The sequence below is a fragment of the Streptomyces sp. NBC_01233 genome (assembly GCF_035989305.1).
Lineage (GTDB): Bacteria > Actinomycetota > Actinomycetes > Streptomycetales > Streptomycetaceae > Streptomyces.
In genome coordinates, this window is the sequence record NZ_CP108515.1 from 50,903 (window position 1) to 70,544 (window position 19,642).

At 69.0% G+C, this 19,642-nt stretch carries 9 protein-coding genes and 3 pseudogenes; 7 read left to right on the plus strand and 5 right to left on the minus strand.

Annotated elements, in window-relative coordinates; genetic code table 11:
• Positions 1-33: 33 nt before the first annotated feature.
• The 4 genes from OG332_RS47285 (at position 34) to OG332_RS47300 (ending at position 9,802) form a co-directional block, all read left to right on the plus strand.
• Complete coding sequence (locus tag OG332_RS47285) at positions 34-6,348, plus strand: type I polyketide synthase (protein WP_327419651.1); 6,315 nt, start codon at positions 34-36, stop codon at positions 6,346-6,348.
• 962 nt (positions 6,349-7,310) lie between these two features.
• Entirely contained in the window at positions 7,311-8,051 is a 741-nt protein-coding gene (locus OG332_RS47290) for an IPT/TIG domain-containing protein (protein WP_327419644.1), read from the plus strand.
• 78 nt (positions 8,052-8,129) lie between these two features.
• Positions 8,130-9,170: an IPT/TIG domain-containing protein gene (locus OG332_RS47295; protein ID WP_327419645.1), complete on the plus strand. Its 1,041-nt coding sequence runs from the start codon at positions 8,130-8,132 to the stop codon at positions 9,168-9,170.
• A 218-nt stretch (positions 9,171-9,388) separates the two neighbouring features.
• Complete coding sequence (locus OG332_RS47300) at positions 9,389-9,802, plus strand: Ig-like domain-containing protein (protein WP_327419646.1); 414 nt, start codon at positions 9,389-9,391, stop codon at positions 9,800-9,802.
• 168 nt (positions 9,803-9,970) lie between these two features.
• Here the strand turns inward: OG332_RS47300 and OG332_RS47305 are convergent, their stop codons facing one another.
• Positions 9,971-10,312 (minus strand): hypothetical protein, encoded by a 342-nt coding sequence (locus OG332_RS47305; RefSeq protein WP_327419647.1) that lies wholly within the window; start codon positions 10,310-10,312, stop codon positions 9,971-9,973.
• A 294-nt stretch (positions 10,313-10,606) separates the two neighbouring features.
• On the opposite strand from OG332_RS47305, the pseudogene OG332_RS47310 reads away from it, so the two are divergent.
• Both OG332_RS47310 and istA read left to right on the plus strand, forming a co-directional pair.
• Positions 10,607-12,234: pseudogene (locus OG332_RS47310) on the plus strand (IS4 family transposase).
• A gap of 1,056 nt (positions 12,235-13,290) precedes the next feature.
• Positions 13,291-14,052 (plus strand): annotated as a pseudogene (istA, locus tag OG332_RS47315) (IS21 family transposase); the annotation flags it as partial.
• Between the two features lie 29 nt (positions 14,053-14,081).
• Here istA and OG332_RS47320 read toward each other — a convergent pair.
• The gene (locus OG332_RS47320; protein WP_327411458.1) at positions 14,082-14,978 is read right to left on the minus strand and encodes an IS3 family transposase; all 897 of its coding nucleotides are present in this window, start codon (positions 14,976-14,978) and stop codon (positions 14,082-14,084) included.
• 82 nt (positions 14,979-15,060) lie between these two features.
• Positions 15,061-15,282: pseudogene (locus tag OG332_RS48120) on the minus strand (transposase); the annotation flags it as partial.
• 102 nt (positions 15,283-15,384) lie between these two features.
• Between OG332_RS48120 and OG332_RS47325 the strand changes: the two are divergent.
• Positions 15,385-15,726, plus strand: coding sequence for a hypothetical protein (locus OG332_RS47325; protein WP_327411457.1), 342 nt, complete (start codon positions 15,385-15,387; stop codon positions 15,724-15,726).
• Positions 15,727-15,779: 53 nt separating this feature from the next.
• Here the strand turns inward: OG332_RS47325 and OG332_RS47330 are convergent, their stop codons facing one another.
• A complete protein-coding gene (locus OG332_RS47330; protein WP_327411456.1) occupies positions 15,780-18,449 on the minus strand; it encodes a DEAD/DEAH box helicase in 2,670 nt (889 codons plus the stop codon).
• A 36-nt stretch (positions 18,450-18,485) separates the two neighbouring features.
• On the minus strand, positions 18,486-19,115 hold the full coding sequence (locus OG332_RS47335) for a hypothetical protein (RefSeq protein ID WP_327411455.1): 630 nt from the start codon (positions 19,113-19,115) through the stop codon (positions 18,486-18,488).
• Positions 19,116-19,642 lie beyond the last annotated feature (527 nt).

Consider the following 19,642-nt stretch of genomic DNA (forward strand, 5'->3'; position numbering starts at 1 on the left):
CGCTCTTCTCACAAGGAGACTCCCGTGGTGGCCATGGACAAGCAACCCTCTCGCCCCGCGCACGGGCCCATCGCCGTCATCGGCATGGGCTGTCGGCTTCCCGGAGACATTGACTCACCGGCCGCCTTGTGGAATCTGCTGATGGAGGGCCGTGAGGCGGTGGGCGCCCCTCCGCCCGGCCGCGATGCGCCCGCACCGGCAGCCAGGATGTCAGCCGACGCTCAGGCCCTGCACCGGCGGGGCGGGTACCTGACCGACGTTTCGCGGTTCGACGCGGACTTCTTCGGCGTCTCCGGGAGAGAAGCCGACGTCCTCGACCCCCAACACCGGCTCCTGCTGGAGGTCGTCTGGGAGGCCCTGGAACACGCCGGTCTGCCTCCCGACCGGCTCGTCGGCTCCCGCACGGGTGTTTACACCGGTCTGAGCTACAACGACTACATGGACCAGCTCGTCGGTTCGCCCCAGGAACTGGAAGGTTCCATCCTGACGAACGGTCACTGTGTGGCCGCAGGGCGCATCTCCTACCTCCTGGGCCTGCATGGCCCCAGCATCGCCCTGGACACCGCCTGCTCGTCCTCACTGGTCGCCTTCCACCTCGCCTGCCAAGCACTGCTCCGCGAGGAGTGCGATCTGGCGCTGGCTGCCGGCGTCAACCTCATGCTCACCCCACGCACCACCCAGTCCTTCGCCAGGATGGGCATGCTGTCCCCGACCGGACGCTGCCACACCTTCGACGCCGCCGCGGACGGATTCGTCCGCGGCGAGGGCTGTGGTGCCGTCGTCCTCAAACGCCTGGCCGACGCCCGCAAGGACGGCGACCGTATTCTCGCCGTCGTCCGCGGGTCCGCCGTGAACCAAGACGGCCGCTCCGACGGCCTTGCCGCCCCCTCGCCCACTGCCCAGCAGGCCCTCTACCGCACGGCACTCGCCCAGGCCAGCGTCGACCCGGCGCAGATCTCAATGATCGAAGCCCACGGTACGGGCACCCCGGTGGGCGACCCGGTCGAGTTCACCAGCCTGGCAGCCGTGTACGGCAACGGACTCTCCCCGTGCGCCCTTGGCTCGGTCAAGACGAACCTCGGCCACCTGGAGCCCGCCGCCGGCATCACCGGACTGATCAAGACCGTCCTGTGCCTGCAGCAGGGGGTCATCCCTCCCAACCTGCACTTCACCGGCTGGCACCCGGCCATCACCGCTGACGCCACCCGCTTCTTCATCCCGGTCGAACCCACCCAGTGGCCCGGGCGGCAGCCGGTCAGGCTGGCTGCGGTCTCCTCATTCGGCTTCTCGGGCACCAACGCCCACGTGATCCTTCAGCAGCCACCGCGGCCCAGCCGCCGCGCCGCACTGCCTGCCCCGCGCCGGCCGGAGAACGCGCCACCCGAGGTGATCCTGGTCGCGGCCGGATCCCACCGCGCCCTGCCAGCCGCGGCCGGTCGCCTGGCCGACTGGCTGGAAGGAGCCGGTGCGCGCGTCCCGCTGCGGGACGTGGCCCACACCCTGGCCCTGCGCCGCAGCCCCGGACGTGGGCGCCTCGCGGTCGTGGCCCGTACCCGCGCCGAAACCCTGGAGGCACTCCGGCTGTTCGTCGCGGGCCTGCCCCATCCGGCCCTCGTCTCGGGCACGGCCGATGTCACCGCTCCTCACCAGCCGGTATGGGTCTTCTCCGGACAGGGCTCCCAGTGGTCCGGAATGGGCCGCCAACTCCTCGCGTGTAATGCGCCCTTCGCGAAGGCTCTGACTGAGGTCGACGCCCTCATCCGGCAGGAGGCGGGGTTCTCCGTCTTGGAGCTGATCCGCGCGGATGAACCCGTATCCGTAGGCCCGCGGATCCAGCCAGTGCTCTTCGCCATGCAAATCGCGCTGGCCGCGGCCTGGCAGGCGCATGGCGTCCAGCCCGCTGCCGTCATCGGGCACTCCATGGGAGAGGCAGCAGCGGCCGTCGTGGCCGGAGCGCTCACACTCAGCGACGGGGTCCGCGTCATCTGCCGCCGCTCGGCACTGCTGGAGCGGATCACCGGGTCGGGCGCGATGGCCAGCGTCGCCCTGGACCAGGCCACCGTGGAGGCCGACCTCGCTGACGCCGGCGCCGACGCCGTCTGCGTGGCGGTCCTGGCCGCGCCCCGCACCACGGTCGTCTCCGGCGACGCCGACCAGATCGCCCGCCTGATCGCGGAATGGGGGAAGCGCGGGATCCTCGCCCTGCCGATCGCGGTCGACGTCGCCTCCCACAGCCCCCACGTCGACCCTCTCCTGCCCGATCTGCACGAAGCTCTCCTCGATCTGAGCCCCCGTGCGCCCCGCATCCCCTTCTACTCCACCGTGACCGAGGACCCGCGGCACAGCCCTCTCCTGGACGCTGCCTATTGGTGCAACAATCTGCGCCAGCCCGTCCGCTTCCATGCCGCCGTCGCCGCCGCCGCCCAGGACCGCCACCAGATCTACATCGAGATCTCGCCCCATCCCGTGATCACCCAGTCCCTCACGGAGAGCCTGGCCGAACTGACCCCGGAGGCGCTGGTCCTGCCCTCACTGCGCCGCGGACAGGACGAAACCGCCACCTTGCGGACCCAGCTCGCTGCCGTCCACTGCGATGGCGGCACCGTCGACTGGACCCCCCTGTGCGGCGATGGCTGCTTGACAGACGCTCCCACCATCACCTTCGACCGCACCCGCCACTGGACCTCCGGCGAGCCACAGCTGACCGACGCGGGAGCCCTGCCCGGCCGGCACACGGAGATCCCCGGCGAGCCGCCCCGCCACACCTGGAGCGCCAGCACCCCCACTCGCCATCTGCCCTGGCTCAACGACCACCGCGTCCACGGCACTGCCGTCCTGCCCGGCGCCGCATTCTGCGCCCTTCTGCACACCGCGGCCCGGACCGCACTCAACGGTGACGTCGCGGACATCGAGATCACCGACATCGCCTTCCACGACCTGCTGCGCCTCACCGACGACACGGAAATCAGCACTACGCTCACCCTTGCCGCCTCCCAGCAGGCCACCGGCGAAATCCACTCCCGCGAGCCCGGCGGGTCCTGGCAGCTGCACGCCTCGGCAATTGCCCGCGGTGTGCCCACACCCCAGCCCCCCCGTGCGGCCTCAATCCCGGCGCTCGACCGCAAGCACCCCGTCACAATGGATCCGGCCGCCCTCTACGCCGGGTTGCGTGCCTGCGGCCTCGAACACGGACCGGCCTTCACCGGCATCACCAGGCTTCACACGAACAACCAGAGGAACAGTTTCTGGGCTCGCATCGAACTTCCACCCACCGCCCGTACTCCCGAGCACGCCCTGAGCTTCCATCCCGTCCTGCTCGACCTGTGTCTCCAACTGCTGGTCGCCGGAGCCGGCGACGACAGCGCACCCGCGCCCATCCTGCCCGTCCAGATCGGCGCTCTGCGGATCCTGGGCGACCTCTCACAGGCTGTCCACGCGCACGCCTGGGTCACAGAGAACACCGCGACGACCCTGGCCGGACAGGTCCGTGTCCTGGACACCGGCGGCCGACCGGTCCTGGCCCTCGACGGCGCGCGCTTCGCCCGCCGCGCACCTGCACACGACACGGCCGTCGACCAGTGGTTCATGGAACTCGGGTGGCACCAAGCGCCCCGCTCCCACGCCCGGCAGACACCGCCCGGGAACTGGCTCATCGTGGGTGAGGGCGACGGCGAGGCCGAACGCCTGGCGGCACTCCTGCGGGACGCCGGTGCCCACGCGGAGGTTCGGGAGACACCCCTGAGCCGGGAGGGGCTCGCCACACTGGCCGACGTCTTCCGCAACCACCTGGCCGCCGGAACGGGACCCTGGCGCGCCGTCGTCGTGTTGTGCGGCACGCCGTCCGCCGACGACAGCGACCCCACTCACGGCGCACAGCAACGTGCCAGGCGACTGCTCGCCTTCGCCCAGGCCGCCGAAGACCACAACGGAACGTGGCGCCTGTACACCGCCACCCGGCACGCCCGTGCGGTCACCGCGGACGAAGCCGGTCACCCCGCCCACAGCACCGTACGCGGCGTCGCACGTGTCCTTGCGATCGAGCACCCGCGCCTACGGCCCACCCTTGTCGACACCGATCCCGGAGCGCACGGGCTGCGCGCGCTGGCCGATGAACTCCTCGCCGACGCCCCCGAAGACGAAGTCGCACTGCGGGACGGCACCCGATACGTGGCACGCATCGACCGGGCCCCCGTCACCCACGCCGAACGCACCGCCAGTACCACCCGGGTCGTCCGATACGGCGAGGACGGGTTCCGCCTACGCGTCGGACGTCTCGGCGATCTCGACAGCCTCGAACTGGTTGTAACAGGCCGTCGTCACCCCGGCGAGGGAGAGGTCGAGGTGCGCGTCCAGGCCTCCGGGCTCAACTTCCGCGACGTCCTCACAACCCTCGGCATGCTCGGTTCAGAGCCTGCCACCCCTTACCGCATCGGTTTCGAGTGCGCGGGGGAGGTTACCGCCGTGGGAGCGGGCGTGGACCACGTCCGCCCCGGAGACACCGTCCTTGCCGTCCAGCTCCAAGGCGGCACCTTCGGCTCCTTCATCACCGTTCCCGCCACCGCCGTCGTCCCCGTCCCGCCCGCCCTCACCCCCGAGACGGCAGCAGGACTGCCCACGGCATTCCTCACCGCCTGGTACGCACTCCACCACGTCGCACGGCTGGCCCCCGGTGAACGCGTCCTCGTGCACTCGGCCAGCGGCGGCACCGGCCTGGCCGCCATCGCCGTCGCCCGCCTGCTGGGCGCGGACGTCCTGGCCACAGCCGGCACCGAGGAGAAACGACGCTACTTGCGCGGCACCGGAATCCGCTGCGTCATGGACTCCCGCACCCTGGACTTCACCGATCAGACCCGCCAGGCGACCGGCGGCGAGGGAGTCGACGTCGTCCTGAACTCCCTCGCCGGCCCCGCCGTCCGCGCCGGGCTCGAAGCACTGCGCCCGTTCGGCCGCTTCGTCGAACTCGGCGTACGCGACATCATGGCCGACGCCGCCCTCAGACTCGCCCCGCTGCGCCACAACATCACCTTTGCCACGGTCGACCTCATCGGGCTCCAGCAGCAGCGACCGAAGTTGTTCGGCACGCTTCTGCAGGAGGTCGCGGACCACATCACCGCAGGGCGCCTCAAACCGCTGCTGTGCACCCCCTATCCGCTGGATCTGGCCGCGGATGCCTTCCACACGATGGCCGGCGCCCGGCACATCGGCAAAATGGTGTTGACCGTCCCCGATCGGGGAGAGACCACCGCCATCCTGCCGGACGGGCCTCCCGTCGTACGCCCCGACAGCGCATACATCGTCACCGGCGGTCTCGGCGGTCTCGGGCTGGCCACGGCACGCTGGCTCGCGGAGCAGGGAGCGGGCCGGGTCGTCCTCAACGGCCGCCGGCCACCTTCGCTGGAAACCGCGCGCGTCGTCATGGACCTGCCCGGTACCACGATCGTACTCGGCGACATCTCCCGGTCCGACACCGCCGAACGACTCGTCAAGGCCGCCACCGAAGGCGGTATGCCGCTGCGTGGGGTTGTGCACTGCGCCATGGTCCTCAGCGACGCCGCCCTGAGCACCATCAGCGACTACCAGCTCAAGCGGGTGTGGGCCCCCAAGGTCACCGGGGCCTGGAACCTCCACCAGGCCACAGCCGCACAATCCCTGGACTTCTTCGTCCTGTACTCATCCATGAGCTCCCTGCTCGGCAACGCCGGACAGGGAACGTACGCAGCCGCCAACGCCTGGCTCGACGCCTTCGCCACCTGGCGCACCCGGGGCGGCCTGCCCACGCTGGCAGTCAACTGGGGTCCTTGGGGCGAGACGGGGCAGGCCACCGATTTCGCCGATCGCGGATACGAGACCATTCCCACCCGCGAGGGGATCAAGGCCCTGCACACCCTGCTCGCCCATCAACGGGTCCAGACCGCCGTCCTCCCGGGCCCGCCGCAGACTTGGATCCCCCGGACGAGCTCCGCCTCCAGCCTCTTCGCCCTCCTCGCACCGGACGACCTCCCGGCTCTGGATGAGCCCGAGTCCGGCGGCCCTGGCATCCGCTCCCGCTTCGAAGCCCTGCCCGCCGGCATCGCACGCCAGACCGCCTTGGAGACCTACCTCGGCGACCACATCCGGGCCATCCTGCGCACCGGCAGCGCCACGCTGGACCCGCAGACTCCTCTCAAGGCCCTCGGCTTCGATTCGTTGCTGGCCACCGAACTTCGCGTCCGCCTCGAAACCGAACTCCCCGTCCGTCTCGCCGGGAACTTCATCTGGCAGCATCCCACCGTGGCCTCCCTCGCCACCGCCCTCGCCGCCCTTATGGGTCTGGCACCAGAGGCGAACCTCACCCGTTTCGACGCCTGACACGGCGCCGGCTCGGGCGACGTCGTCTCGACACGACCGTGAGCAGAGGGCAACGACCTTCCCGGGCCGACACAAGCGCCTTTGACGTCGTCACCACGGTCAAAGGCGACCCCGATGCGCTCCGACGGAACACCCCTCCATTGGGGTGAGGATGGCGTCAGATCCTTGCGGCATATGCTGTGATGCTGAGTCAATGGAGTATCCAACCGGTGGGCAGCCCATCCCTCTCGGGGGGCGTGGCACTGCTATGGCCTGCGGCTCTTTGCTGGTCAGGGAACCATTGGCGTACCAGAGTCGCGATGGGCCTCCTCGAGGGGTGTTGGATCGCCGGTCGGTGCCGCTTATGTGGCACCGACTGGTCGGTCGTCGGACTCTGCCACCGTCCCGCGCTACGGCCGGGTCTGTGACATCGGTGAGTCGCGCCGGACGAGCTCGATGCGTTGATGACATGCCGCTCCCGTCGAGCCGCCGCAATCACGACCTCTGCGCGCATCGCCTTGGCCGGCTGGGCGATCGGTATAGACCGAAGGCCGGATCCCGAAAAAGCGCAAGCGTCGGTCCGGAACGCTCGGACGCCGATGGCGCGAGATTGCACCGACGGTATGCGCATGCGGCTTGCTGCCCGGCGTGCGCTCCTCCATACAGGTGATGAGTGGAGTTGGCGTCTTGTCAACGATTCACTCGTATGGGTCACTGGATGCAGTGAACCGGTGGGCCGCCCATCCCATATCCGGGGGATCGTCGTAGTGGCGGTGCCTGCCTGTTCTTCATTCGGGCGTGCGCAGGAGCACTCCGCGAACCCGCAGCCTGATCGAACCGCTCGCTCTCCCATCAAGCGGCTCCCATCAATGCCGGAACCCCACTGTGCACTTCGGTGCCAGTCGGGCGCATCTCCGGCACCCAGGTGACCTGCCGGTCGGCTGTCTCCCCTTGTCCCTGTTCTTACAGCGAGGAGCCTCTCCATGCCCATCTCTCCGAATCAGGGGTCGACCGGCGGTGGCACGCTGGTGACCATCACCGGTACGAACCTTTCCGGCACCACTGCGGTGAAGTTCGGCAGCAAACCGGCCACCAGCATCACCAACGTCTCACCGACCCAGGTCACCGCGGTGTCCCCGTCAGGTACCGGCACGGCCGGCGTCACCGTGACAACTCCCGGCGGTACCAGCGGCCCGGTTCCCTTCTTCTACGTCGGCGCCCCGTTCAAGTCCTCACTGGGGACGACGTCAGGCCCACTGGTCGGCGGGAACACGATCACCATCAACGGTGTGGGAATGTCGACCGCGAACACCGTGTCCTTCGGCGGGGTGACCGCGACCCCGACAGTCGTCTCCGACACCGAGCTCAGCGTCACGGTGCCCGCGGGTGTCACGGCGGGTCCCGTCGGGGTCACCGTCACCACCGCGGGAGGCAGCAACAACGGTCTGTCCTACACCTACGTCGACGTCCCCACCGTGGCGACGGTCGCCCCGTCCTCCGGGCCCACGTCCGGGGGTACAGGTGTGACGATCACCGGTACCAACCTCGACGCCACCGGCTCGGTAACCTTCGACGGAGCCGTGGCACCGTTCTCCGTGGTGAATTCCACCACGCTGTCGGTGGTGACTCCGCCGGGCGCCGCCGGCTTGGTGGACGTGGTGGTCACCAACCCGGCTGGCTCGGCCACGGGCGCCTTCACCTATGTGGCAGGTCCCGGCATCTAAGACTCATCCCGCCGCCGCCCGTTTCACCAGCGGGCGGCGGCACTCATGCCCGACTCCCGGCCCGACTACGGGCCAGAAATGCCGTCGCAGGAGCCGCTCATGCCGCCCACACTCAGTGCCATCAGTCCCTCCTCGGGCCCCACCACCGGAGGCACCAATGTCACTCTCACCGGCAGCGGCCTGACCGGGGCCACCTCTGTGCGGTTCGGCAGCACGCCTGCTTCCTTTACCGTCAACTCGGCCACACAGATCACCGCAGTCAGCCCCGCCGTCACCGCAGGCACGACGGCGGTGACGGTCGTCAGCCCGACCGGTACCAGCAACGCGGTGACTTTCACTTACATCACAGCCGCGGTCCCGGTGGTCACGGCGGTGGCGCCCAGCAGCGGTCCGACATCAGGCGCCACCAGCGTCACCATTACGGGGACCGGATTCACCGGCGCCACCGCGGTGCGCTTCGCGAATGCGCCGGCGGCGTCGTTCTCAGTCAATTCGGCCACCCAGATCACCGCCGTGACGCCGGCCGGAACCCCCGGTGCTGCTGCGGTTACCGTGACCGCGCCGGGAGGCACCAGTGCCCATTCCGCCGACGCCTACTTCTTCTACGCTGCGCCTCCCGTACTGAACGATGCAGCACCGGGCCAGGGCGCGACGTCCGGGGGAACGGTGGTGACGCTGACGGGGTCCAGTCTGCTCAACGCGAGCGCGGTCCGCTTCGGCTCCACCAACGCCACGTCCTTCACTGTGTTGTCGTCGACACAGATCACGGCCACCGCACCACCGGGGACGGGCAGTTCCCAGATCTCGGTGGTCACCCCGGGCGGCACGAGCAACCCTGTGCCCTTCGCCTACGTCACCGCTCCCACCCTCACCGGCCTCGCGCCCGCCAGTGGACCGACTTCCGCCGGCACCGTCGTCACCATCACAGGCGCGAATCTGGCCACCACCATCAAGGCCACCTTCGGTAGCACGGCTGTCGCCTTCACGGTCGTCTCCGACACACAGATCACGGCCACGGTGCCCGCCGGGGCCGCCGGTCCGGTTTCAGTGAGCGTCATCACTGCCGGCGGTGCCAGCGCCGGCCTTGCCTACACCCGTCTCGCCGCACCCGGCATCTGAGCTGCGGGCCGGCGCGTCCGAGCGGCGGGGTGTGGCCCGCTGGTCCAACCGGGTTGCCTCTGTGCGCGGCCTCGCGCAGGACGAAGGAGATCGCCTTAGCGTAAAGATCACCGCAGTACGTACGCCCCTTCGCGCCCAGTCCGCTGACGTAAGGAGCTGAACCGGTGAGAATCACGCGAGGCAGAGGAAATCTGGTCGTTACCACCGCGCTGGCAGCCGTGGTGGCGCTGGCGTCGCCCGCTGCGGCCGTGGCGTCGAGTACTACCGTGACGGCCGCTCCGCAGAGCACCATCGCGGGCTCGCCGGTGCAACTGCACGCATCCGTCACCTGCGCCTCCGATCCCGGCGGCGGTCTGGGCGTGACACTCTTCGACGGAAGCGACCTGCTTGCCACGGTGCCGGTTGCCCCCGGCGGTCAAGCCGACCTCAGCTACACTTTTACCGTCGGCACGCACATGATCACCGCCGCCTACAACGGCAATGGGACGTGCGATGCCTCCAGCAGCACCACGACCGTCCACGTCACGGCCGCGCCCGTTCCGCCCGGCCCCATTCCCGGATTCTGCCTGCTCGCCTGCGGCGGCCTGATCAACTTCACCACCGGCAACATCTCCACCTACGTCCACACGTGAGCACGGCAAGCGCATGCAGTGCCTTAACAACGCACTTCATGACCACCCAGACGGAAAATTTGCCACTTCCGCCCCCAGGCGGTCATGTAAGACTGGCTCCTGCATCTCACCCATCTCACGAATCCCACGGCGAAAGCAGCGGCAGTCGCGCAGCATCCATGGCCCCGGCTATCGCTGCCGGCTGGGCGCCATTTGCCCCAACAGATCAGCCAGGTAAGCCCGGTCCTCCTCCAGCGGCCCGTCGGCGCGGCTGTGCTGCTGACTGAGCTGGAGATAGCCCTGTAGGATCTTCGGGTCCATGCCATTGCTCTCGCAGTACGCGGCAATCAGCATGGATACGCAATCCATGGTGTCCGCCGCGTCCGTGGCCCGGTACAGCGTCATCCGTTTCCAGTCGCGCGCGATGTCCGAAGCAGCGTAGCGCATGACTTCTTGGCAGCGCCCGACTGCTTCAGACACCAGTTGGTTGACCGCTCGGCGCAGCGGCTCGGGCATCGGGGCATATTCCATGGCTGCACGCTATCGGGGCCACGCCGGAGCTGTGGTCCCGAATCACCCGTACGCACCAGCGCTGCGTCAGGCTGCCTCTGCCATGGGGTCCCTGATGCCAGGGTTGCCGTCCTGGCGAAGGAAAACCACCAGCACCATGGCAGCACCCCGGAAATACCCCAAGACCACGGAGTTATGGCTTGTCGGCCGCTGTCAACAGGGGCGAGGTATTTGGGAGAAGTGCCGGTCAGGGCAACGGGACTCCTGGTAGAGCGAGGAAGCCGACCAAGGTCTTCCCGCCTGGAAGGAGCCCCGTTGCCCGTTCAGTGTTCCACCGTCACGCTCACGTCGTCCATCACCGTCGCCGACGGGGTCTTCGCTCCGGGGCATCTGGGCGAGCTGACCCGGCACCTGCCCTTTGAACTGGTCGATGACGTGCTGGAACGTACTGGCGGAACCCAGCGGAGGCTGAGGCTGCTGCCGTCGAGGGTGGGTGTCTACTTCGTGCTGGCACTGGTTCTCTTCCCGCAGCTGGGCTACATGCGGGTGTGGGACAAACTCACCTGCGGCCTGCGCGGGCTCCTTCCACCGCGTCCGTCGGAGAAGGCGCTGCGAGAGGTGCGCCGGCGGCTGGGCGCCGCGCCGCTGCGGCTGCTCTTCGAGACACTGGCCGGTCCCGTGGCACAGCCGATCACACCAGGGGTGCGATACAGGTGCTGGCGCACAGTCGCCTTCGACGGCTGCAGCTCCACCAAGGCCCCTGACCGGCCGCGAGTCTGCGCCTGGCTGGGCAAACACAAGCATCGTTACGGCACGGACGGATATCCGATGCTGAAGATCATGGTGCTGTGCGAGACCGGAACCCGGGCCCTGCTCGGTGCGGTCTTCGGACCGACGCCCGAGAAGGAGACCGGCTACGCCGAGCAGCTGCTACCACTGCTGGACAACAGGATGCTGCTGCTCAACGACCGGGGCTTCGACTCCGACGACTTCCTCGCGAAGGCCGCGGCCACCGGCGCCCAGCTGCTGGTACGCCTCAAGGGAACCCGGACACCCGCACGCTGGGCACTACTGCCGGACGGGTCATTCCTGACCAGGATCAACGGGACCCGGCTGAGGATCATCGATGCGCACATCGCGGTGACGACCGCCAAAGGGCTGAGGCTGGAAGGCCACTACCGACTGGCCACCACGCTGACCGATCACCGTCGCTACCCCGCCGCAGAGCTGGTGGAGCTCTACCACGAGCGATGGGAGATCGAGTCCGCGTTCTACTCGCTTCGGCACACCCTGCAGCACGGCCTGGTGCTGCGATCCCAGGACGCGACCGGGATCCAACAAGAACTCTGGGCTCACCTGACCGTCTACCAGGCACTGCGCCGCGCGATGGCCGAGGCCGTCGAGACCCTCCCCGGCACCGACCCGGACCGCGCCTCCTTCACCGTCGCCCTGGAGACCGCAAAAGACCAGCTCATCGCCGCAGCCGACGTACTGCCCGACACCGGACCGGGACGAATCACACCGGCCCTGCTGCACGATCTGCTCCCACCCCGCCGGGCCCGCGTCAACCCACGCCGCGTCAAATGCCCGATCTCCCGCTACGCCGCCCCGCCCCACCAGGCACAAGTCCTGGGCGCATCCAGGATCACCAGCATCAGTGTCACCGTGAACCCCTCCGCTGGCCCAGGCCCCGACGGACGCCGCGACCGCACACTGCAACTCCTGCGAACCGATCCCCACCGCACCTGGCGCGCATGTGAAATCGCCCGCGGTATCGGACTGGAGGATCCCCAAGGACTACGCGCAGAACTGGGACGCTGGGTCCGCGAAGGAATCCTCCGCCGCACCGGCCGGGGCCTCTACACCCTCGACCCCGAGTGGACCACCCCAACCTCCACAAGCCCCTGTCCCCGCCCCTGTTGACAGCGCCGGACAAGCCATAACTCCGTGGTCTTGGAAATACCCTGACGAACTTCGCGAGCGCACGATCCGCGAGGTCCGCACCACCGGCCGCCCTATTGCGCACGTCGCGAAGGACTTGGGCATCCACCACAAGGCCGCGGCGGGCGTGACGATCGGCTCACTCTCGGCCGAACACGGCGAACGCAAGCAGAACGCCGAGTTGAAGCGGTCGAACGGGATCCTCAAAGCCGCCTCGGTGTTTTCGCCCCGGAGATCGACCGTCCCCGGACGAGGCCGAGCAGGTGATCGACCACCTGTTGTGGAGAAGTTCTCCGGGTCGACCCCGTATGCCGGGTTCTCGAACTGTCGCCGTCGACGTACTTCGCCCGCAAGAGCAGGCCGGAGTCGGCCCGCCGACTCCGCGACGAGCAGCTCCTGATCGAGAAGGTCCACACCGGTCGGGCGGCACGTATGGGGCCCCCAGGATCACCCGCGCGCTCACGCGCAAGGGCCTCGGCGTGGCCCGGTGCCGTCGAGCGTCTGACGGCCGAGCTCAACCTCTGATCGAGAAGGCAGCCGCGGCACGCGCCGCCGCGGCGGCGGCTTTACGGCCTGCTCGTACGGATCAGGAAGCGGGGCTGCGGCGTGTGCGGAGCCGGCGAACACCCGTCACGGTGTAGACGGCGGCCATGAGCGCGAAGCCGACGGCAGCGATCCAGAACCATGATTCGGCCACCGTGAGACTCAGCAGCAGCCCGCCCGTGAATGCGGGCTGCCGACGGTCTCCGGCAGTTCAAGACGCGCCCTGGATCGCAGCGCGAGGTCGGGGCGCGCAGCCGCCGACGACAGGACGAGGCCAGGGGCCTGCAGGGCGACCAGAGCGAGAGGACCCCGGCCGCCTCTCCGACTTGGCCGGGTTCAGCCACGTGGCGGGAGGGCGGGGCCGCCCTTCGCATGCCAGCTGTCGGCGTACGGGCTCTGATGCAGAGGTGCGTACGGGTTGATCTACAGAGGTGACTCGGCGTGTCGGGGTGGGGCCCGGCTCGATGAGAGGAGCCTGACGCTGATCTTGTGAAGCGTCGAGGAGGGCCTGTCGGATGTTGCTGGAACCGGGGCGGTGGCTGGAGCTGCGGCGTTTCCGGGCTCTGCATGAGGCGGGCGCGAGCATCTCGGAGATCGCTCGGGAGACCGGTCTGAACTGGCGTACGGTCAAGAAGTATCTGGAGAGCGACGGTCCTCCGGTTCCGCCGGCTCCGGCGCCGCGCTCGGATCTCGGCAACCAGGTGATCAAGCCGTGGGCGCATGTGATTGATGCGTGGCTACGGGCTGAGGTGCTGCTGAAGGCCGCGGTCATCCATGAGCGTCTGGTCGAGCAGTATGCCTTCCCGCACCACTACCAGCGCGTCAAGATGTACGTGCAGCAGGCCCGACCCCGCATCGCCGAGGAGTTGGGATATACCCCGCGCGAGCTGGCGAAGTTGCACCGCCGCTTCGAGGTGGTGCCCGGCGCCCAGGCCCAGGTCGACTGGGGCGACGAGGGCAACATCCTGGCCCATGTCGGCATCCCGAAGGTCTACTCCTTCCACATGACCTTGTCCTACTCCCGAGATCCGTTCTGCTGCTTCACCACCAGCCAGAATCTGGCATCGTTCTTCGAGTGCCACCGGCGGGCGTTCGCGCACTTCGGCGGGGCGCCCGGGGTGATCGTCTACGACCGGACCAAGACTGTCGTGCGCCGTCACGTCGCCCCGGGCGAGGCGGTCCCGTTGCATCCGGAGGCCGTGGCGTTCGCCGGGCACTACGACTTCGACATCGACGTCTTGGCCGCCTACCGGCCGACGGGGAAGGGCCGCGTTGAAGTTTCCCCGTGATCTTGGACACGGTGTTGTTACGCTGCGAGGGCCTGGTCTTGCCGGTATCGCAGGCGGGTTTCGTGGGGTGTGAGGTAGCCCCAGTGGATGTGCTTGCGTAGGCGGCGTCTGTTGTAGAAGGTCTCGATGAAGTCGAAGATGTCGGCGCGGGCGGTGGCCCGGTCGGGCCAGAAGCGGGTGCCGATCTCTTCTTTCAGGACGGCCCAGAAGCTCTCCGCGGCGGCGTTATCGAAGCAGCTCCCGGTCCGGCCCATACTTTGCCGGTGCCCCAACTTGCTGATTTTTGTGCGGAGTTGACCGGAGGTGTATTCCGATCCGCGGTCACTGTGGATCACACAGCCGGGTTCCAGGCGGCCCAGCGCGGCTGCCATGTCCAGCGCGTCGACGACGAGGTCGGCGCGGTGGTGGTCGGCCATCGAGTACCCGATCACCTCGCGCGTGGCCAGGTCCAGCCACGAGGCGAGGTAGAGCCAGCCCTCGGCGGTGGGGATGTAGGTGATGTCCCCGACGATTTTCGTTCCGGGACGGATGGCGGTGAAGTCCCGGCCGATCAGGTCCGGCGACGGGGCGGCCTTGGTGTCGGCCTTGGTCAGGCCGCGGCGTCCGGTGCGCCGGCTGTTCCCGGCGATGCCGTTCTCCCGCATGACCCGTGCCACCCGCTTACGGTTGACCACCCGGCCCTGCCGGCGCAGTTCGGCGGTGACGCGCGGGACGCCGTAGTTCCGCCGGGAGGCGATGTAGATCACCGTGATCTCGTGTGCCAGGGTCTCATCCGCCCGTCGCCTGGCTTCGCGGGCCTCGGCTCCGGCCACCCACGCGTAGTACGTGGACCGGGCGGTCTTCATCACCGTGCACAGCAGCACGATCGTGTAGTTCGCCTTCTCCGCGTGGATGAACCGGCATATCGTGCTCACCGGTCGCTCTCCTTCGCGAAGAAGGAGGTCGCTTTTTCAGGATCTCGATCGTCTTCGCCTGCTCTACGGTCAGCTTCCGCAGCCGCTTCAGTTCCTCGTCCCGGTCGTCGGCGGCCCGCACGGCGCCGGGTCCCGATCCGTTGTCCTGGGCGGCCCGGGCCTTCTTCACCCAGCCCCGCAGGGACTCCGAGCTGATCCCGAGTTCCCGGGCGACCTCGGTCACCGTCCGGCCCGACGACCGCACGAGCTCGATCGCGTCCCGCTTGTACTCGTCCGAGTACCGCTTCGTGTACTTGCTTCCCACCTGGCACTACTTCCTCTGGAACCTCAGATCCCAGTCTCCAGGTGTCCACGATCAAGGGGAAGCTTCAGTGGCTCCACCGTCCCTGTCAACGTGAGGAAGTTCGTGAACGACCAGCAAGCTGGTGCCCGAAACCAGTTCAACGTCTTCGGCAACGGCAATCAGTTCGGTGACAACAACACCCAGAACAACACCTTCGGCTACGACCCAAACCAGCTGGCGAAGTTCGCCCGTGATCTGCTTGCCGCCGCGAGCACCGCCGATATCACTGAGACCGCTCGTGCTCGGGTTACGGAGAGCGTCGCTGTACTCGAGGGAGAGCTGGCCGAGAGCAGCCCGGAACCGGGGAAGGTGCGTCAGGCCCTGGAGAAGGTGAAGGAAGTGGCGTGGCAGACGTTGCCGGGGGCGATCGTCCAGGCCGTGTTCGTCTCTGCGGGCCTTGGGTGAAGGCCCGGGCATGATGCCCGGGGCCTTGGATACCGGTCCGGCTCAGGGAGCGGTCACGCCCACTCCACGCCCAGCTCCCGCAGGGCGTCCAGCTGTTCCTGGGTGAGCTTGTCGCGCCGGGTCTTGGTGTTGGAGACCCACACGCCGAGCTTCACGATCACTGGTTCCGCCTCGCCCTTGACCGCGATCTCCTCGCCGTGCGCGCGGGGCACCGGCCGGTCCGTGCCTTCCCGCTCCACCCACTGCGCGAGGGCCGCCAGGCCCCGCTGGAACGCCTGCTGTGCTTTGCTCGGACCCTTCGCCGTACGCGCCGCCGCGGGCGCGGGAGACGGGACCTCAGGAGCCGTGATGCCCAGCGCGGTCAACCGGGCCTGCTGTTCGGGCAGGAGCTGCGCCCAGGTGACAGGTTGCTTCTGCTGCCGGAGCCACTTGCCGACGTCGTCGCCGTCGAAGACGACGCCCGGCGCGATGTGGGGCAGGACGCCGTCGGCGTCGACCAGGTCCGCCAGGACGCGGTGGTGCCGTTGCCAGTCCAGCGGCCACGGGCAGTCCCAGTCCTCGTCGATCTCGGAGAGCTGCGCCGCCCGGGTCGTCGCGGTGTCCTCGTCCTTCCCGAGGCCGTTCTTGGCGCCCTTGCGGCGGAGGTTGGCCATGTGCTGTCCAACGGGCACCATCTCGTCGTCCTCGCCCCACGTCGCGTCCTGCCGGGGCGCAAGGTGCCCTGTGGCCCGGCGGTAGGACCGCAAGGCGGCGAGCTTGGCCTCCCACGCCTCTTCGCCGGGCTCCCACACCATCCCGGCCTCCGGCGCGTCCAGCAGGACCTTGCGCCGCTCCTCCAGCTCGTCGGCGCGCAGGGCCTTCCGCTGCTGGTGGACCCACCGGCCGAGCGGGAACGTCTTGGTGACGCCGACCTCGGTCTCGGTGTCGTACGGGACGGCGTACAAGCCGGTGATCCCGTTCTCCGAGCGCCACCGGAGGAGGGCCTGGTAGCCCTCCAGCCACACCAGGCTGTCCGGCCGGTAGACCCGGGTGCGCAGGAACGCGGCGATCGTGGCGGCGTCGCGCGGGCTGGAGAAGTGGAGCAGGGCCGACTCCGCGGCGGCGTCGGTGCCGTCCTGCTCCTGGTCCTCGCTTTCGCTGCCGGCTCCGACGATCCGCCCGTCCTCGTCGCGGCGTAGGTGGACCTTGCGCTGGCCGCTGGTGAGGGCGCGGGAGGCGAGCTGCTCGACCAGACGGTCATCATGACTGCGGAGGCCCTGGAGGACCGCTACAAGAGGCTTGAAGCTCGCGGAGGCGACCATGTCGGTCGGGTCCTCGCCCGGCTCCAGGAACACGGGAACCATGATGCGGGCGACCTTGGTGCTGCCGTCGCGGTTGAGCCGGAGCGCGCGGCCGATGTTCTGCACGATCTCGACCTGGGAGCCGCGGGTGTCGGCGAAGCAGATCGCCTCCACCCCGCGCTCGCCGGTGATGTCGACGCCCTCGCCGAGGACGCGCACGGAGGCGAGGAACGCCCGGTGCACGCGCCGGTTGTTCGCGTCGATGCCGTTGGCGAACTGCCGCAGGACCTCGCGCCGCTCGGTCACGAGGTGGTCCCCGCACAGCCACGCCGACCACACCCGGTCCGGCGGGACGTGGCGGCCGCTCTCCAGCTCGTAGAACTCCGCCTCGATCGACGACTTCGGCAGCTTCTCCGCAGCCGCCAGATCGGCGTCGCAGGCGTCGGTGGCGTACAGCTCGGCCGCCGTCTGGGGCAACTTCTCGGCGAACGCGGCCGCCTCCTCCACCTTCTGGTGGAACGTCATGACCGTACGCAGGTTGTACGCCGCGGCGTGCTCCAGGAGCGCGGTCTGCAACAGCGCCAGGCGCCGGCCCCGCCGCGCTTCCTCCGACTCCTCGAGGACGGGGGAGGGGTCGCGGATCTCCAGGACGTCGATCTCGAACCCCGCGAGGATGCCCCGCTCGATCGCCTCGGACAGCCCGAGCTCGGCCAGCCACGCGCCGTAGGTGCCGTCCGGGTCGTCGGCCATGCTCGCGATCTCCGCCTCCTGGCCGCCGGCGCCCTTCTGCGGCCGGGCCGCGGCCAAGATGCGTGGTGTCGCGGTCAGGTAGAGCCGGAAGTCCGCCGGGATCCGCGCGTTGTCGTGGATCGCGGCCCACGGCCGCCCGAGATCACCGGCCGTGCCATGCGCCTCATCGACGATGGCGAGGTCGAAGCCCGCCATCCGCTGCCCGTACAGCCGCTCCCCGCCTGCCAGGGCGGCCTCCAGCGGCCCGCGAACCTTCCGCTGGCCCTCCGGTACGTCGATGTCCTCGCGGTCCACCAGGGAGGCGTACGTGGCGAACACGACGACGGGCCCGGACGCGGCCCACAGGGCGAGCTGGATCGGGTTCGTGGTGGTGCGCACCCCCAGTTCGTTGAGGACCGGGTCGTTCTCCAGGGAGCAGACGGCGATCATCGGGGCCCGGTGGCCCACCAGCCGCCACGCCTGGGCGGTCTGAGCGAGCAGGTCCAAGGTGGGGACGGTGACCAGGATCCGGCCGCCCCGGAAGCACTCCAGCGCGCTCGCGGCTGCCGTGATCGTCTTGCCGGACCCGGTCGCGGACACGATCGTTCCCCGGGCCCCCCGCGGGGGCACAGATGACCTTGCAGGGAATCCCACCCACTTCCGGAACGCCGACTTCTGGTCGACCTGGTGTTCCTTGAGCTGAATCGCTGACATTTCCTTGCCTCCCCGATGCCTAATTCCAGTGGTCTTTTAGACGGCCGCGTGCGAGGTATTGGCCGCACCGGCGTCACTCCAGATCGACGAGCCCGCGAGATGCCAGCCGCCGGGCGTCCCGTCCGACTTCCCGCACTTGAACCTCGGCAGGTCCTGCGGGTCGTAGTGCCCGGCCTCGAGGGTGCAGAAGATGACGTCACCGCTGGACATCTCCACCGTCTGGGCCGTGCACAGACCGCCGACGTCACCCAGCGCTCCCAGCGCCCGGCGCCGCGCCGTGGTGTTCGGCTGTGTGCGCGGCAGCACCCTCTCTCGCACGAACGCTTCCAGCCGCACCACGTTGGCCCGTTCCCGCCGACGTGCGTCCGCGAGATGTACGGCCAGCTCAGCAGCTCCGGCTGACCGGCCAGACCGCCGCGCCCAGTCCCGGTCCGCGATGCCCACCAGGGCCTCGCTCACCGTTGCCACGCCCTCGTCCCAGCCGTCCGCGAACAGTCCGCCCTGAGAGGCCGGCGCCATCCCGTCCAGCTCCACGACCTCGCTCTGCGCCCCGGCGACGGCTCCGGCCTCCAGGTCGTCCGCCTCAGCTGCGGGTACGCCCTGAGCGGCCAAGAGCGCGAACAGCTTCAACCGGGCGTTGGTGCCCGCCGTCTGATACTGACTCACCCGGCGCACAGAATCGCTGATCAGCGCTGGATCTAGTCCGGTAGATTCGTGGTGCGTGGTCATCTGCGGCCGTTCCTCTCGAAAATGAGGGAGGGTTCCAGGCGGTTGGGGGGTGTCTCGTGTTTCCGCCAACGGTACATGGTGCATCAACCCGATGCACCCGCTACACTAGTACCCAACACGAACGAGCGACCCCCACCCCTCGTAGCCAGCCAGGCCCACGCAGTGGGCCCCAACGGTTCTGGAGGCGCAGCCGGAAGAACCGTTGGGCGGGGGAGCGCAGCGGACCCGCCCAGGAGGACGCAGTCCTCCCTCACTCCCTCTTCAACTCCACAACAAGAGCCGCCACTAGTTGCACTGTCAGACCCTGATCGACCCGGCCGCGCATCGCGCGGCCTACCGGGCGCGCAGCGGCCGGCCCCACTCGTTCCCGAAGCGCAGCGCGAGGGAACGGCCCTTCGCATCGCGAAGGGCCAGCGGGAGCGCAGCGACCGCCCCCGCTTGCACATCGCGCAGCGATGTGGTAC